The organism is Hwanghaeella grinnelliae (assembly GCF_004005845.1).
Taxonomy (GTDB): Bacteria; Pseudomonadota; Alphaproteobacteria; order UBA8366; family Aestuariispiraceae; genus Hwanghaeella; species Hwanghaeella grinnelliae.
Genome location: NZ_SADE01000003.1, coordinates 511,432 through 527,279 on the forward strand (window position 1 = coordinate 511,432; position 15,848 = coordinate 527,279).

A 15,848-nucleotide genomic window follows, 5' to 3' on the forward strand; every position below is an offset into this window, starting at 1 on the left:
TCACCTAAACTCCTTGCCTTCGAACGGGTTTTTTCCCTCCCGCGTTTCGATCTCCACCACCCAGATATCGGGGTCGCGGTCTATGCTGCGTGTGACATAGGCGTCAGCCTTTTCGTCCGGGATCGGATCGGCCCCCAAGGGCGGAAGCCAACCGAGATTACCGTCCAAATCGCGGGTTTCGGTCAGAATTCGGCTGGTCCCGTCGAGCAGATTTAGCCGCAGGACGAGCGATCCACTCTCCCGCTCACCCTTGTTGATCACCGCGCCGAAACCGCCCTGGGTATTCACGCTGCGCAGCGTGGCGGATACCCACATGGCACTGGGAAGGCGGTCACGGGGCATGGCGGAAAAAGCCTCTTCCGGAAAGGTATGGACTGCGATCACGCAAACCCGAGTTCCTTCAGAATCGCTTCGCGGCTTTCGTCCAAGTCAGGAACATGGCCGCGCGTGGCGGGGTCCGCATGGGCGGACATCTTGATCGGGTTGCCCGCCATGCGGAAATGGCCTTCCTGCGGATCTTCGATCGAGACGACCATATTGCGCGACAGGATTTGCGGATCGTTCATCACCTGCCCGACATCATTGATCGGGCCACAAGGCACGCCGGCCTTCTCAAGCTCGTGCATCCAATGGTCCGTCGGCTGGGTTTTCAGAACCAGCTCCATCTCGACTTTCAGGTCATCCACATGCTCAGCCCGGTCCTTGTTGGTAAGGAAACGCGGATCGGTCACCCATTCCGGCTTGCCCAAAGCGGACGCCAAGCTTTCGAACAATTTGTTGTTTCCCGCTGCGATGATGATATGGCCATCGCCGGATTCATAGGCCTCGAACGGCGTGATCGATGGATGTCTGGCACCCAACGGGCCGGGCACCTCGCCGGAGGTGACATAACGGGCGACAGCGTTTTCCAGAATCGCCAACTGACAATCCAGCATCGACACGTCAATCATCATGCCTTTGCCGGTGCGATTGCGTTCCACCAATGCGGCATTGATACCGACCGTCGTGAACAAGCCGGCGGTGATGTCGCCGACCGAGGTCCCAACACGGGTGGGCGGGCCGCCCGGGTGGCCCGTAATCGACATGATGCCACCCATCCCCTGGACCACCATGTCATAGGCCGCACGGTTGGCGTAGGGGCCGGTTTGACCAAAGCCGGAAGCCGCGGCGTAGATCAACTGCGGATAATTCTTTTCCAGCATTTCCCAGCCATAGCCCAGTTTTTCCATCGTGCCGGCGCGGTAATTTTCGACCAGGATGTCCGCTTTGCCCAACAAGGCTTCGAAGATTTTGCGATCTTCCGCGTCCTTCAGGTTCAGCGCGATGCTTTCCTTACCCCGGTTCAAAGACATGAAATAGGCCGATTTTCCATGCTTGGCCCAAGGGCCGAAATGGCGCGCGTCGTCCCCGTGACCGGGCGTTTCAACCTTGATGACGCGGGCGCCCAGGTCGTGCAGCAACATTGTGCAATACGGCCCGGCAAGCACGCGCGTCATGTCTATGACGGTGATACCATCCAGCGGTCCCTTGGACATACATCCTCCTTAAACTAACGCTAGCCCCGGAAACATTGTCGCGCCGGAGTCTTTATTCCGTGATGTTGCGCATGCTACGCACGTACACAACATAGTCTGAAGCAGATAATCCAGGACGCAGCGAAAGTCACGGTCAGGTCATCGAAATGAGCGATATTGCAGCCCAACCCCAGGAAACACTCTGGACACGCACGGTAAACAGTGTTCGCCGCGTCTGGCTGGACCTGGGCGCAACATTGGACAGCGACGCCATCCCCGCGAAGCTGGAAGGCAAGGCCGCCGACCAGCTTTTGGAGCGGATGCGGGCCTGCATTGCCTCGGAAGGGGGCGAGGTTTCCGCCCGCGCCCGCGCCGCCCAGTTGGGCCAGTACTATATGGGCCTGGACGCGCCCGGTCGGAAAAGGTTCCTGGAGATACTGGCCAGCAATTTCGGACCGGACAAAGAAAAGGTCGAAACCGCGATCGAGGCCTATCATCACGCCGCGCCGGAAAAGAAGGCCCGGGCCCGGCAGGACCTGCAGGCGGTGCTGACCCCGCCGCGGCAATCGCTGCTGACCCAGTTCAATGCCCTACCCGACGGAGTAAAATTCCTGGTCGATCTGCGCGCGGAACTTTTGCGTTACACCAAGGAGTCCCCGGAACTGGCCGATCTGGACAAGGATCTGGAGCGGTTGCTGGTCAGTTGGTTCGATATCGGCTTCCTGGAATTGCAGCGGATAACCTGGAACAGCCCCGCCGCCTTGCTGGAAAAACTGATCAGCTATGAAGCGGTGCATGAGATCAGGTCCTGGACCGATCTGCGCAACCGGTTGGATTCCGACCGGCGGCTCTTTGCCTTTTTCCATCCCCGTATGCCGATGGAGCCGTTGATCTTTGTAGAAGTGGCGCTGGTCAACGGTATTGCTGGTTCGATTCAGACCCTTTTGGACGAAGACGCACCGATCGTCGATCCGAACGCGGCGGATACGGCCATTTTCTATTCGATTTCGAACACCCAGCGCGGCTTACGCGGTATCAGCTTCGGCAACTTCCTGATCAAGCGCGTGGTCGAGGAATTGAAGGCCGAGTTTCCTAATCTGAAGGCGTTCTCCACCCTGTCGCCGATCCCGATGTTCCGCCAATGGCTGGAAAGTAACATCGCGGAAGGCGACCCGAACCTTTTGACGGCGGAAGACCGTAAGCGCCTGAAGAAAGTTACCGGCAACAAATTTGGCAAGGGCGACCTGTTGCGTTCCGTGACCACGGGCGACTGGGTGAAGGACGCCGAACTCTCGGAAGCCCTACGCCCTGCTTTGCTGCGGTTATGCGCACGTTATCTGGTGCAGGAAAAACGCAAGGAACGCCCGCTCGACCCGGTCGCACGATTCCATTTGAGCAACGGGGCACAAGTCGAAAGAGTCAATTGGCTCGGTGACATATCCGACAAGGGAATGCGTGAATCCGCCGGGATGATGGTGAACTATCTATACCGGCTTAACGACATCGAAAAGAATCACGAACGTTTCGCGAAGAGCGGATTCGTGGCGACCTCCTCTGGCGTCAGGGGCCTTCTGTAGACTTGCGTCGTCCTGACATTGGAAATGGACATCTCAGACAAGAGGCTGTTTCCAACGATTTTCGCATGAATGATTGAACGCCTACCGCATCGGCCTAAACTACGCCCCTGCGGGCTGAGTCATGGACCGGCCGCGCGACGCAAGAGGCTGGCGGCAGACCCGGCCCGCAAATAACGCGAGGAAATTCCCGGATGTTCACCACACGTCCCGAGATTGTCGGAACTTTTGGCGCCGTCGCCTCCACCCATTGGCTTGCCAGCCAATCGGCGATGCGGATCCTGGAACTGGGCGGGAACGCCTTCGATGCGGCCTTCTGTGGCGGCATGGTGCTGCAACTGGTCGAACCCCATCTGAACGGCCCGGGCGGCGACGTCCCGATCATCTTCCACGATGCCTCCAGCGGGTCGACCCATGTGGTCTGCGGCCAAGCCCCCTTCCCGGCAGCGGCGACCATTGGCGCGTACCGGGATTTGGGTATCGATATTGTTCCCGCGACAGGCCTGCTGGCAGCCACCATCCCCGGCGCTTTCGACGGTTGGATGCAAATGCTGCGCGACCAGGGAACCATGAGCTTCGGCGATTTAATGAAAGTGCCTATCCGATACGCGAAGAAGGGCTTTCCAATCGTCAAAGGCGCGACGGACGTCATCGCGTCGGTCGAACCGATGATGCGGGAGCACTGGCATTCGACTGCCGAAATCTATTTACCGGACGGCGAGATCCCCAAACCGGGAACGCTGTTCAGGAACAAACGCCTGGCGAAAACCTGGAAACGGCTCGTAGCCGAGGCGGAGGCTGCCAGTTCGGACCGCGCGGAACAGATCGAGGCGGCGCGGGATGCCTTCTACAAGGGGTTTGTCGCCGAGGAAATCGATCGCTTCTGCCGGGAGGAATCGGCAATGGATGCGACGGGCCGCGAGAACAAGGCCTTTCTGCGTGGCGACGACATGGCGAATTGGACGGCAGGTTACGATACCCCGCTGACCTACGACTATCACGGATACACCGTCTGTAAATGCGGACCATGGAGCCAAGGGCCGACCTTGTTGCAGAACCTTGCCGTGTTGAAGGGCATCGACATCGCCGGCATGGATCCCCTGGGGCCCGAGTTCGTCCACACGGTTACCGAGGTGATCAAACTCGGATTCGCCGACCGGGAGATGTTCTACGGCGACCCGAATTTCGTCGACGTTCCCATGGATACATTGTTGAGCGACGATTACGCGGCCGAGCGGCGCGGCTTGATCGGCGCTGATGCCAGCCGGGATTTCCGGCCCGGCGAGATCGATGGGCATGGTTGGGCGTTTGACTATGCCGCAGCCGTCGCCCGGCAACCGACCCCCGGCAACACATTGGCCGGTTCCGGCGGCGGCGAACCGACGGTCGGCGTGGGCGGTTTCAAGGCGAAGCTGCATGCCGGCGACACCTGTCATATCGACGTGGTCGATAAGCACGGCAATATGGTGTCCGCAACGCCAAGCGGCGGCTGGCTTCAATCCTCGCCGACCATTCCGGCCTTGGGCTTCTGCCTGGGCAGCCGCGCCCAGATGTCATGGCTGGACGAAACCAGCCCATCCGCCCTTGGCCCGAACCGTCGTCCGCGCACGACGTTGACGCCGTCCTTCGTGCTGCGTGACGGCAAACCCTATATGGCCTTTGGGACACCGGGCGGCGACCAGCAGGACCAATGGCAACTGATCATGTTGTTGCGGCACATCCACCACGGCATGAACCTGCAGGAGGCGATCGACGCACCGTCTTTCCATACGGAACACCAGCCGTCTTCCTTCTACCCGCGTCACGCGTCGCCGGGCCGGCTAATGGCCGAGGGCCGGTTTTCCCAAGACACATTTGACGTATTGAAGTCCAAAGGCCACGATCTGATTGTGGGCGAAGACTGGTCGGAAGGCCGGTTATCCGCGGTAACTTGGGAAGATGGCGTTGTGAAAGCGGGTGCCAATCCGCGGGGGATGCAAGGATATGCAGTCGGTCGGTAGCGCACTGCCAAGACGGCAATGACCACTGCAACCGAGGTTGTTCAGAATCGGCGCCTCGGCTTCGGAATTGGCTGTGCGCTGGTGAACAATCTGCTGGTCGGCATGGGGACCGGTATATACCTGCCGCTTTTCCCCCTTCGCCTGGATATGATGGGTGAGAGCCCTTCTTCCATCGGCCTTCACGCCATATCAAGCTCCATCGGCGTTCTGCTCGTCGCACCTTATATGAGCACGTGGCTGTCCCGTATCGGCGCCCCCTTCATTATCGCGATCGGATGCGCCGCCGCCGTCATCGCGGGGTCGATGATGCTGCTGGCGGACGACTACTGGCTTTGGTTCGCCTTGCGTCTGATCATGGGATGCGGGTTAGCAACCCATTGGGTCGGATCGGATGCCTGGCTGAATCAGGCCGCGACGGAAAAAATCCGCGGCCGCATTCTCTCTTTCTACGTGGTTTCCTATATCGGCGGCGTCTCAGCCGGATCAGCGTTACTGAACCAGTTGGACCTCGCAGGCAATGCGCCTTTCATTGCCATGGTCGTGTGTTTTTCCGTTGCCCTGCTGCCGTTGATCCTTGCCTGGCGGTCCGGACCTGTATTCCTACCCTCCTCCCGCGAGGCGTCGTTGCGGATGTTCCGGATCGCCCCGGTCCTAATGACCGTCGGCGTCCTCATCGGTCTCGCAGACGGGGCGGCTTTCGCCCTAATCCCACTTTTCGCCGTTCTGGCCGGCATGACGGAATATCACGCAGTGTGGGTGATGACGTCTTTCCTGCTTGGCGGGTCGTTGATGCAATTTCCGATCGGCTGGCTATCGGATGTGATGGACAGGCGTCATGTCCTGGTCCTGCTATCCGTCTTGGCGGTCGGCATCGCGCCGATCCTGCCTTTCGTGATGAATGGCGGCCCATTGACCTGGATCTTGTCAGGCCTGTTCGGCGCCGCCGTCATTGGGATGTACGCCGTCTCACTCGGCATCATCGGTCGGCGTTTCACCGGCGGGGATATGGCTGCGGCGAACGCCGTCTTCGTTCTATGTTTCGAGTTCGGCGCCCTGACCGGCGCACCCGTTGGCGGAGGGGCGATGGATATTATCGGCGCCCCGGGCCTGCCCATCGTGATGGGCGTGGCATCCGCCCTGGTCCTCGCGGCAGCATTGTTCCGCGGCCAGCGATGGATTTCGAAAGAGTAAGCGAAAGCCGGTACTGGCTTTCAAACGTTGAAGCGTTCCACCAGGAAATCCACAAAGACCCTGACTTTCGTCGACAGGTTCCGCGCATGCGGAAAGACCGCGTGAAGGCCGACAGGCTCGAACCCAAAATCCTGCAACGCCGGTACAAGCCGGCCATCGGCGATGGCTTGGTCACAGATGAAGCTAGGCGATTGAATGACGCCCAGGCCGTCTTCCGCGGCGCGCATCAGGATTTCCCCGTTATTGGCGTTCAGGCTGCCCCCGACGCGGACCGCGATCTCACCGCCCTCGGGCGCGTTCAGATGCCATGTCCGGCCACTGGCGAAATAGGCATAGGTCAGACAATTATGATTGCTCAAATCAGACGGATGTTTCGGCATACCGTGTTTCCGCCAATAGTCGGGCGAGGCGGCAACTACGCGATCATACTCTCGGATACGCCGCGCAATCAGACTCGTATCCGTCAACGCCCCGATGCGAATTGCAACATCGATTCCTTCGTCGACAAGATCGACCTGATGGTCCGTCAGTGAAATATCGACATGAAGGTCGGGATAGCGGCGCATGAAGTCAGGCAATACTGGCGCAACATGGGATATTCCGAAACTCACCGGCGCGGAGACCCGCAAAGTTCCCCGCGGGGTCGCCTGAAGTTGGGATACCGCGACCCGTGCCTCCTCCACTTCCTCCACGACACGGCGGACACGCTCATAAAAGATTACACCGGCTTCGGTCAGGCTCATCCGGCGGGTCGTCCGATTCAGCAACCGCGTTCCAAGGCTGTCTTCGAGGCGCCCGATCTGCTTGCTGACCGCCGATTTGGATTCCCCAAGGCGTTCAGACGCAGCGGTGAAACTGCCCTCTTCCACCACCCGGGCGAAGACCAGGTAGGCGTTGATGTCCTCCATCACGCACATCCTATTGTCGAAAAATAGAAACAATCAGGTTCCATTTACCCCAATTGTTATCTCCAGTCCATTTATTACATGACGTCCAGAGGTTAATCAGGCCCGACCGGGCCGCTGTTAGGAGTAAATTAAATGACCAAGGTTTTGGTGCTTTATTATTCAATGTACGGCCACATAGAGACTATGGCCAAAGCCGTGGCCGAAGGAGCTGAATCCGTCGACGGCGTCGAGGTGACGATCAAGCGCGTGCCTGAATTAATGTCCGACGAACAACTGGCGCAGGCCGGCGGAAAGACAGACCAGACCGCGGAGGTCGCCTCACCCTCCGAACTGGCCGACTACGATGGCATTATTTTCGGGGCGCCGACACGCTTCGGCAACGTACCCGGACAAATGCGCAACTTCATGGACCAGACAGGCGGACTTTGGGCTAATGGCGCATTGGTCGGCAAGGTGGGCAGCGTCTTCACCTCCACCGGTACCGGCGGCGGCAATGAAAGCACCATTCTCTCATTTTGGCCGACCCTGGCGCATCAGGGCATGGTCATCACCGGTGTGCCCTATACGATTGATGAAATGACCCAACTTGGCGACGCACGCGGCGGCTCACCCTACGGCGCCGGCACCATCGCCGGACCCGACGGGTCACGCAGCCCGAGTGAGACAGAACTGACCATCGCCAAACATCAAGGCGCTCATGTCGCAAAGCTTGCGAAGAAGTTGACCGCCTGATCACCGAAGCACGTACGCATGGCGCGCGTACACATGGTACGCGCGCACAAGGACAGTCGAAGGAGATAGGAGCGAGACAATGGGACTATTGGTAGAAGGCAAATGGGTGGACAAATGGTACGATACCGAATCCACCGGCGGCCGCTTCGTCAGGAAGGAATCCGCTTTTCGCAGCTGGGTCACGGCGGATGGATCCGCCGGCCCGACAGGCGATTCCGGTTTTAAGGCGGAACCGGGCCGATACCATCTCTATGTCTCCCTCGCCTGCCCCTGGGCGCATCGAACGCTGATCTTCCGCACGCTGAAAGGGTTGGAGGAGATGATCGATGTGTCGATCGTCAGCCCGTTGATGTTGGAAAACGGCTGGACGTTCCGCGACGAATTTCCAGGGGTTGTGGCCGATCCGATAAATGGTGCGGAATTCGCCCATCAGATCTACACCGCGGCAGATCCGGAATATACCGGCCGGGTTACGGTGCCGATCCTGTGGGATAAAAAGACCGGCACAATCGTCAGCAACGAATCCGCAGAGATCATTCGCATGTTCAACAGCGCCTTCGACGCTGTCGGCGCGAAACCGGGCGACTATTATCCAACAGCTTTGCGACAGGAAATCGACGCCGTGAACGAGCGCGTTTACGACACCGTCAACAACGGTGTCTACAAAGCCGGGTTCGCTACCTCCCAAGACGCCTATGAAGAGGCTGTCACGACCTTGTTCGAGTCCCTGGACTGGCTTGAAGACAAGCTGTCGCGCCAGCGGTATTTGGCCGGCGGTACGATCACCGAAGCCGATTGGCGTTTGTTCACAACGATGGTGCGTTTCGATCCGGTCTATGTCGGGCATTTCAAATGCAATATTCGGAGGATTGCGGACTATCCGAATTTGTTCTCATACGTGCGGGAACTGTTTCAAATCCCGGGGATTGCCGACACGGTGAATTTGGCCCATATCAAAAATCACTATTATCGCAGCCACGCCAATATCAATCCGACGGGTATTGTTCCGGCGGGGCCTGAAATGGACCTAGATGCACCGCACGATCGCCACCGCATTGTAGGTACCGCCATGGCCTCGTAAAGTGCCGGAACAGGTCGCCCTGACAGGGTCAGCCTGACGAGGGGGACGCTTGGTCGGACACCAAATGTGACGAGGAAGCTAAGCATTGGTTCTGAACAGGGATTCCATCAAGAACGGCATTGTCCAAAAGCTGTTACACGAAGGGTCACGAAAGGGCCTGATAGACCCCTGGACCCCCGAACAAAGGCTGGAATCCCGCAAGGCGATGTTGGCGCGACGACCCAGCGACGATATCTGGGTCTTCGGATATGGGTCCCTGATCTGGAACCCGGCCTTTCATTTCGAGAAATCGGCACACGCGCTGCTTTACGGGTATCACCGCGCCTTTTGTCTTTGGACCCCTTTGGGGCGCGGATCACCCGAGAATCCGGGATTGATCCTGGGGCTTGAGCGCGGCGGAAGCTGTCACGGGATGGCCTTCAAGCTGCACAAGGACCAGATTGAGGAAGAGTTGGATGTGGTTTGGGCGCGCGAAATGCCGACCGGTTCCTATGAACCAACTTGGGTGAGACTGCACAGTGGCGGAGACGTGGTCCACGCCATTGCCTTCGTCATCAAAAGGGACCAACCGCGTTACGCCTGCAAGATCCCGATCGAGACGGTCGCCCAAAGCATCGCGACGGCCGAAGGTCCGTTGGGGACCTGTTCCGAATACCTGTTCAATACAGTTGAGGCGTTAGACAAGATGAATGTGCCGGACAGGTATCTGCACGCTGTCCGGAAAAAGGTGGTCGCCCTCCAACACGAGAAAAGTGGAATTGCGCCGTAAAAAACGGACAAATTCTGCAGGAAACTGCGACTTTCTAGCGCTTCCAGATGCTCTGCACCCAAGAAAGTGTTGCGAGTGTTGCAGGCTACCCAATCATTCTTTATGAGCATGATACAAAGGGTATGTGACCAAATGGTCACATTAGCCATATAACGAGTGCGTTTGGGAGTGTAGTGGTTATGCCGCGGCCTCGCAGTTTTGACGAGATGGCCGTTCTTAGGACTGTCATGTTTTTGTTTTGGCAGGGAGGGTTCTGTGCAACCTCCATGGACGAAATAGAGAACAAGACGGGTGTCCTGAAGCCAAGCCTTTATCGTTGTTTCGGGAAGAAGGAGGACCTCTTCCTGAAATCCTATGACCTCTACGAAACCGAATTGCTCGGCCCCCTTTTGGCGCGTTTGGACGAAGGCGACGGGCTGACCGGTCTGAAGAACTTCTACCAGCATTTGGTTGCCCGCCTGAACGACGACGCTTACCCGAAATCGTGCTTTTCAGTGCGGATCGCCAGTGAATCGCCGCCAGTCGAGAGTATTCGTCGGCGCGTTGCCGCAACCGCGGCGGTGGTCGAGGATCAATTGTACAAGACGGTCCGCCGCGGTCAGCTGGACGGCTCGATCACAGATGGGCTTGATCCGCGCGCAACCGCCAGAATGCTGATGAGTGCCCTTTTTGGCATCACGACACTTGATTCCGTCTCCGACGACGGCGGCATGCTGCGGGACGCCAGCATGATGCTAACGGCAATTTTAAGTGCCGGTGAGACGAAGGCGGCGTAAAAGAGAAAAAATACCGGTCTAGGCCCGGGCTTTCGGCCCGGAGAGCAATCGACGGCAGACCGGCGATCCTCACGTCTTGCGATGGAGAGCCACATGTTCAGTAGTTTCAAGAAATCGGCTTCGGAAAACGAAACAAGCGACGGCCGGAAGGACAAGGTCGTCAAAAGCGACGCCGAATGGCGCGAACAGCTTACCCCGGAACAATACAAGGTCACGCGAAAGCACGGGACCGAACGCGCCTTCACGGGCGAGTATTGGGACAACAAGGATGCGGGCACCTATCACTGTATCTGTTGCGGCCAACCGCTTTTCAGCTCTGATACGAAGTTCGAATCCGGGACCGGCTGGCCCAGTTTCTATGCGCCGGTAGACGAAAGTGCCGTGACGGATAAGGACGATTTCAGTTTTCTCATGCGCCGAACCGAAACATTGTGCAGCGGGTGCGACGCTCATTTGGGCCACGTGTTTCCCGATGGGCCGGAGCCGACCGGCTTGCGGTACTGCATGAATTCGGCCGCGCTGGACTTTAAGAAAGACGAATAGGGCGGGCCCTGCGCAGGATTGGCCGGACTTCACCGCCCCGAAAAGACCGAGGGAGTGTCATGGCCCTGAATCGCCAGCAACGGCGTGCGAACGCCAAAGGGAAGCAGCAACACAGCAACCCGCAGATCCAGGCGGTTCTGAACGCGGCCCTCGCCCATCAGCAGAAGGGCGAATACGCGGATTCCGAACGCATGATCCGACGCGTTCTGGAAGCGTCGCCGGGTAATCCCGATGCTTTGCACCTGCGCGGCGCCCTGGCCTATCAGACAGGCAATATTCAACTTGCATTGGACAGCCTGACCGAAGCGGCGGCGCGGGCACCGAAAGCCGGCAACATTCTGGCGACACTGGCGCTTGCGCAGGACGCGGCCGGGCTGAAAGACGTTGCAGAGAGGACCTACCGCAAGGCTCAACGCCTGGAACCACGCAATGCGGAAATCCGCAACAATCTTGGCGCTCTTCTGAAATCGCAGGGAAACGTGAAAGAAGCTGTACGCCAATTCCGTGACGCCCTGAAAATCGACCCCAATTACACTCAGGCGGTGATCAACTTGGGTGGCACACTGTTCCGGCAAGGCGAAGCGGAGGAAGCTGAGGGCCTGTTTCGCCGCGCCCTTGTCCTGGAACCTGAAAACCCGGATGTCGCTACGGATCTTGCCGTCATCCTGCAGCACAACAAAAAAACCGAAGAGGCGGAAGGCCTTTTCACCAGCGCGCTGGCGGCACAGCCGGACAATGTGCCGGCATTGATCAATCTAGCCTCGCTGCATTTTCAGAACGCGAACTATGTCGAGGGCGAGGCCATCGCACGCGAGGCTGTGCGCCTGATGCCCGGCCACCACGCCGCTCACAACAACCTGGGCAACAACCTGCTGGGTCAGCACAAATACGCAGAAGCCGAAGCTGCCTTCCTTAAGGCGCGCAGTCTTTTGCCCAACGGGTCGGAGGCGGCCGGCAATCTGGGACATTTGAAATTACGGACAGGGCAACCGGATGAGGCGGAAGGCCTTTACCGCCAGGCGCTGGACGTCGCCAAGGACAACCCACGCCACAGGTTCGGCCTGTCACTCGCCCTCTTTGCCCAGGCTGCGGCCAAAGGCGGTGATCTGACCGAAGCCTGGGACCATTACGAGGCCGGGTTCGATTGTGGAGAAAGAAACCCCGACCGGCGCAGGTCCGCCAAACCCTGGAACGGGGAGCCCCTGGCCGAAAAGACATTGCTACTGTGGCCGGAACAAGGGATCGGGGATGAAATCCGCTTCTCCGAAAGCCTGCCGGATTTCCTGGACGCCTTGGACGATGGACCATTGGCGGGCGGAAAGGTCTTCATTGAATGCGATCCGCGTCTGGTGCCGGCCTTCTCCCGCTCGTTCGAAGCAAATGATCAGATCAGCGTCGCCCCGGCAATGTCGACGGCGATCAGCGGTATCGATTTCCAGTTATCGCTTGGCCAAGTCGCCGCGAGGATGCGTCCGACTGTTGGGGCATTTCCGAGCCGGCCGGGTTTTCTGGCCGCCAACGATGGTTTGCGGCAGAAATGGCGGCAGCGCCTGGACGCCCTTGGCCGAAAGCCGAAAATCGGCATTTCCTGGCGCAGCGGACTGAAAACCGCCCGCCGGGCCGAGAACGTGTCGGACCTCGAGCAATGGTACGACTTTCTGGACACCATCCCGGCAGATTTCATCGCCCTGCAATACGGCGAGATCGACGCGGAATTGAGGCAGCTTGAACAGGCTACCTACATAAAGCTCCACCGATGGGACGACATGGACCTGCGGGACGACGTTGACGACCTGCTGGCGATGATGTGCGAGTTGGATTTTGTGGTCACGGTGCCAACATCCTTAATGGATATGGCTGGCTCGGTCGGTGCAAGGACCATTACCGCGATGCTTGAAAATGAATGGGTCCTGCTGGGAACCGAACGCCATCCCTGGTATCCATCGGTCCAAGTCGCCACCAGGGCTTTGGAGGAGAATTGGCGGGCACCTCTCGCGCAGGCGAGCGCCTCACTGCGGGACTCGCTTAACAATTAAATGGCTCCAAACACATAGACCTTGAGCTCGATCTGCTTGTTACAGATTTGTGAATTTACGCAAATCTGCTTATGAAGACTCATGATTTCGAGAAATGATCTTGGAAACCTGATCTTTCCGGCGAAGACCGTGAAACAGGTGGCCGTCCTGCCATTTGTGGTTATCGGGGATGAAGCAAAAGTATTGCTTCTGACGTCGCGCCGCCGTGGCCGATGGATATTGCCGAAGGGCTGGCCGGAAAAGAACCTTCCGTTGAACGCGACCGCCATGACCGAAGCGATGGAGGAAGCCGGCCTTGCCGGACAAGTCGCAGACCGCGCCATTGGCACCTACACCTACAAGAAAAGAATGAAGGGCGGTTACGAGGTGACCTCCCATGTGTCCGTTTTCCCCATGCTGGTCAGCCACCATTTCCTGGACTGGCCCGAAAAAGACGAGCGTAAGTTCCAGTGGTGTTCGCTGAAGAAAGCGCAAAAGCGGTTGGACGACCCGGGTGCGGCAAAGCTGATCGGATCACTCCGGACACAATCACTGGATTATCTGTACGCTTTTTTCGAGGATAGCTCGGAAAAACCCGTTGCCTCCAACGCGCCCGCAACATCCCCGTCCTTCGTTCGGACCTTGGCCAATATGGTCGGACTCTAGGGACTGGTCGCAGTGCATTCCCCTATTTTGAAGCCGGTTCTCCGGCACTCCCAACGCAAGAGCAGATATGTCCCGGGAAACTGAGCAAACTTCCAGCGCAGGCAAGGCGGAGTCCGGACCGCGCAAGGGCTCCCTCGACAAGGATCTCGAAAAGCTCACGCATATCGAGGCCGCCTCAAGGACCCTGAGTTCAGGAATGGCCCCGCCCGTTCTGGCCGGACTGTTCCTGGCGCTGTCAGGTACATTGGCGCTTTTCTATACCGGTGCAGGCACGAACAATGTCCTGATCGTGATCGCCGCCGTCATCGGCGGATATATGGCGCTGAATATCGGCGCGAACGATGTCGCGAACAATGTGGGCCCCGCCGTAGGTGCGCGGGCGCTCTCACTGGTGGGGGCGCTCGTCATCGCCGCGGTCTTCGAATCCGCGGGGGCATTGCTTGCGGGCGGCGACGTGGTTTCCACGATATCCAAGGGCATCATCGATCCCGCGCAGGTTCCGGACAGCGAGACTTTCATCTGGGCGATGATGGCCGCCCTTACCGCATCGGCACTTTGGGTAAATCTGGCAACCGTCCTGGGGGCGCCGGTTTCGACGACACATTCGGTCGTGGGCGGTGTCATGGGTGCGGGTATCGCCGCTGTCGGTTTCAGCCTTGTCAATTGGCCGACCATGGGCGCGATTGCCGCAAGCTGGGTGATCTCGCCGCTTCTCGGCGGTGTCATCGCCGCCATCTTCTTGGCATTTATCAAGCTGAACCTGATCTATGTTCCGGACAAGATCGCCGCTGCCCGGCGCTGGATCCCCCTATTGGTTGCGATCATGGCAGGGGCCTTTGCCTGCTACCTGTCGATCAAGGGCTTTAAGCGAATTTGGAAGCCCGACGGCCTGACCATCGGGGCAATCACCGCCACTGCATTTGCCGTAACCTGGTTGATCATGAAGCCCGTGATACACCGCCAGTCTGTGGGCATGGAGAACCGGAACCAATCCCTGCGCCGGCTGTTCCGCATTCCCCTCATCTGCGCCGCGGCCCTGCTTTCGTTCGCTCATGGCGCCAACGATGTCGCCAACGCCATCGGGCCCTTGGCCGCAATCATGCATTCCGCGCAGTTCGGCGACGTCGCGGCCAAGGTCGACATTCCGTTATGGGTCATGCTGATCGGCGCATTCGGTATCAGCCTGGGTCTGTTCCTGTACGGCCCGCGCTTGATCCGTATGGTTGGCGTCCGCATCACCAAGATGAACCCGATGCGGGCCTATTGCGTCGCGCTTTCCGCCGCCCTTACCGTCATCGTAGCCTCCTGGCTCGGCCTGCCGGTGAGTTCAACGCATATCGCTGTCGGCGCGATCTTCGGCATTGGCTTTTTCCGCGAATATTTTACCGGGACAAGCAGCCGCCGAAAGGAATTGGTGCGACGCTCATCGGCGGACGACGAGTTCGTTTCCAACGCGGAGATGACCCGCCGGAAACTGGTCCGGCGTTCGCATTTCATGACAATCGTCGCCGCCTGGGTCGTCACAGTCCCGGCAACGGCCCTGATTTCGGGCCTGATCTTCCTGGCGATTTCATTCGCCTTGTAGGGGGGGCGGCTGTTCGGCAGCACTAGCGCCGGAACATCTCCAGGTTCAAATCCAGCATTTCACCCATCCAGATCGTGTGCGCGGTGTGGTCGATCAAATCGTCACCCGTTTCCGGATGGATGAAAACGGTGAGCCCCGACCGGTTCAGAGCCAACCAGGAAATCACATCCGCGAATTGTTCCGGGGAAAAGCCGATCTGGTAGCTCCACCGAGGGTGAGGACCGACCAGTTTTTCATGCCAACGACCCATGCGGATGTCGAACCTCTCGGAAACTTGATCCCGAACCCGTTGCGCCACCGGCGCGGATTCCCCATCAAAATAGACATGGGCGTGCCAACCTTGGATATCTCCCACGACCGTTACGGCCTTCCTTTCATCATCTGCGGTCAAGTCAGCAATTCCTTTCCATTTCATCGGTGTTCACCCACCTTAAGCAAGGGTACACTCCGCCCCCCGCAAAGGGAAACCGCTTGCCCCAAGGGGCGAAGGCCCG

General features: G+C 58.7%; 15 protein-coding genes. 11 read left to right on the forward strand and 4 right to left on the reverse strand.

All coding sequences use genetic code 11. The annotated features are described in order from the left end of the window. Positions 1-384 (reverse strand): DUF1491 family protein, encoded by a 384-nt coding sequence (locus EOI86_RS19340; RefSeq protein ID WP_127767312.1) that lies wholly within the window; start codon positions 382-384, stop codon positions 1-3. Further along, positions 381-1,535: a CaiB/BaiF CoA transferase family protein gene (locus EOI86_RS19345; RefSeq protein ID WP_127767313.1), complete on the reverse strand. Its 1,155-nt coding sequence runs from the start codon at positions 1,533-1,535 to the stop codon at positions 381-383. The genes EOI86_RS19340 and EOI86_RS19345 overlap by 4 nt, the downstream gene beginning before the upstream one ends. A 146-nt stretch (positions 1,536-1,681) precedes the next feature. On the opposite strand from EOI86_RS19345, the gene EOI86_RS19350 reads away from it, so the two are divergent. The 3 genes from EOI86_RS19350 (at position 1,682) to EOI86_RS19360 (ending at position 6,279) form a co-directional block, all read left to right on the forward strand. Then, positions 1,682-3,091, forward strand: coding sequence for a malonyl-CoA decarboxylase (locus tag EOI86_RS19350; RefSeq protein ID WP_127767314.1), 1,410 nt, complete (start codon positions 1,682-1,684; stop codon positions 3,089-3,091). Positions 3,092-3,282: 191 nt separating this feature from the next. Then, positions 3,283-5,088 carry a gamma-glutamyltransferase family protein gene (locus tag EOI86_RS19355; protein WP_127767315.1) on the forward strand — a complete coding sequence of 602 codons (1,806 nt, stop codon included), beginning with the start codon at positions 3,283-3,285 and terminating at the stop codon, positions 5,086-5,088. Between the two features lie 18 nt (positions 5,089-5,106). Continuing rightward, on the forward strand, positions 5,107-6,279 hold the full coding sequence (locus tag EOI86_RS19360; RefSeq protein ID WP_127767316.1) for an MFS transporter: 1,173 nt from the start codon (positions 5,107-5,109) through the stop codon (positions 6,277-6,279). A 20-nt stretch (positions 6,280-6,299) separates the two neighbouring features. Here EOI86_RS19360 and EOI86_RS19365 read toward each other — a convergent pair whose 3' ends face one another. Next, positions 6,300-7,187 (reverse strand): LysR family transcriptional regulator, encoded by an 888-nt coding sequence (locus tag EOI86_RS19365; RefSeq protein ID WP_127767317.1) that lies wholly within the window; start codon positions 7,185-7,187, stop codon positions 6,300-6,302. Between the two features lie 132 nt (positions 7,188-7,319). On the opposite strand from EOI86_RS19365, the gene wrbA reads away from it, so the two are divergent. From wrbA to EOI86_RS19405, 8 genes are all read left to right on the forward strand, one after another. Further along, on the forward strand, positions 7,320-7,919 hold the full coding sequence (gene wrbA / locus EOI86_RS19370; RefSeq protein ID WP_127767318.1) for an NAD(P)H:quinone oxidoreductase: 600 nt from the start codon (positions 7,320-7,322) through the stop codon (positions 7,917-7,919). A gap of 79 nt (positions 7,920-7,998) precedes the next feature. Beyond that, a complete protein-coding gene (locus EOI86_RS19375) occupies positions 7,999-9,000 on the forward strand; it encodes a glutathione S-transferase family protein (protein ID WP_127767319.1) in 1,002 nt (333 codons plus the stop codon). 85 nt (positions 9,001-9,085) lie between these two features. Beyond that, the gene (locus EOI86_RS19380; RefSeq protein ID WP_127767320.1) at positions 9,086-9,769 is read left to right on the forward strand and encodes a gamma-glutamylcyclotransferase; all 684 of its coding nucleotides are present in this window, start codon (positions 9,086-9,088) and stop codon (positions 9,767-9,769) included. Positions 9,770-9,996: 227 nt separating this feature from the next. Then, on the forward strand, positions 9,997-10,545 hold the full coding sequence (locus EOI86_RS19385) for a TetR/AcrR family transcriptional regulator (protein WP_275668599.1): 549 nt from the start codon (positions 9,997-9,999) through the stop codon (positions 10,543-10,545). A 93-nt stretch (positions 10,546-10,638) separates the two neighbouring features. Further along, positions 10,639-11,088: a peptide-methionine (R)-S-oxide reductase MsrB gene (gene msrB, locus EOI86_RS19390; protein ID WP_205032267.1), complete on the forward strand. Its 450-nt coding sequence runs from the start codon at positions 10,639-10,641 to the stop codon at positions 11,086-11,088. Between the two features lie 59 nt (positions 11,089-11,147). Beyond that, positions 11,148-13,124, forward strand: a complete 1,977-nt coding sequence (locus EOI86_RS19395) for a tetratricopeptide repeat protein (RefSeq protein WP_127767323.1) — start codon at positions 11,148-11,150, stop codon at positions 13,122-13,124. Between the two features lie 81 nt (positions 13,125-13,205). Next, positions 13,206-13,769, forward strand: a complete 564-nt coding sequence (locus EOI86_RS19400; RefSeq protein WP_127767324.1) for an NUDIX hydrolase — start codon at positions 13,206-13,208, stop codon at positions 13,767-13,769. A 67-nt stretch (positions 13,770-13,836) separates the two neighbouring features. Continuing rightward, positions 13,837-15,354, forward strand: a complete 1,518-nt coding sequence (locus tag EOI86_RS19405; protein WP_127767325.1) for an inorganic phosphate transporter — start codon at positions 13,837-13,839, stop codon at positions 15,352-15,354. Between the two features lie 22 nt (positions 15,355-15,376). Here EOI86_RS19405 and EOI86_RS19410 read toward each other — a convergent pair whose 3' ends face one another. Continuing rightward, complete coding sequence (locus EOI86_RS19410) at positions 15,377-15,745, reverse strand: DOPA 4,5-dioxygenase family protein (RefSeq protein WP_240035735.1); 369 nt, start codon at positions 15,743-15,745, stop codon at positions 15,377-15,379. Between the last annotated feature and the right edge of the window lie 103 nt (positions 15,746-15,848).

Coding starts and splice junctions, on each gene's coding strand:
- EOI86_RS19405 (WP_127767325.1), top strand. CDS start 13,837: ATGTCCCGGGAAACTGAGCAAACTTCCAGCGCAGGCAAGGCGGAGTCC.
- EOI86_RS19375 (WP_127767319.1), top strand. CDS start 7,999: ATGGGACTATTGGTAGAAGGCAAATGGGTGGACAAATGGTACGATACC.
- EOI86_RS19395 (WP_127767323.1), top strand. CDS start 11,148: ATGGCCCTGAATCGCCAGCAACGGCGTGCGAACGCCAAAGGGAAGCAG.
- EOI86_RS19360 (WP_127767316.1), top strand. CDS start 5,107: ATGACCACTGCAACCGAGGTTGTTCAGAATCGGCGCCTCGGCTTCGGA.
- msrB (WP_205032267.1), top strand. CDS start 10,639: ATGTTCAGTAGTTTCAAGAAATCGGCTTCGGAAAACGAAACAAGCGAC.
- EOI86_RS19345 (WP_127767313.1), bottom strand. CDS start 1,535: ATGTCCAAGGGACCGCTGGATGGTATCACCGTCATAGACATGACGCGC.
- EOI86_RS19350 (WP_127767314.1), top strand. CDS start 1,682: ATGAGCGATATTGCAGCCCAACCCCAGGAAACACTCTGGACACGCACG.
- EOI86_RS19400 (WP_127767324.1), top strand. CDS start 13,206: ATGATTTCGAGAAATGATCTTGGAAACCTGATCTTTCCGGCGAAGACC.
- EOI86_RS19355 (WP_127767315.1), top strand. CDS start 3,283: ATGTTCACCACACGTCCCGAGATTGTCGGAACTTTTGGCGCCGTCGCC.
- EOI86_RS19385 (WP_275668599.1), top strand. CDS start 9,997: ATGTTTTTGTTTTGGCAGGGAGGGTTCTGTGCAACCTCCATGGACGAA.
- EOI86_RS19365 (WP_127767317.1), bottom strand. CDS start 7,187: ATGGAGGACATCAACGCCTACCTGGTCTTCGCCCGGGTGGTGGAAGAG.
- wrbA (WP_127767318.1), top strand. CDS start 7,320: ATGACCAAGGTTTTGGTGCTTTATTATTCAATGTACGGCCACATAGAG.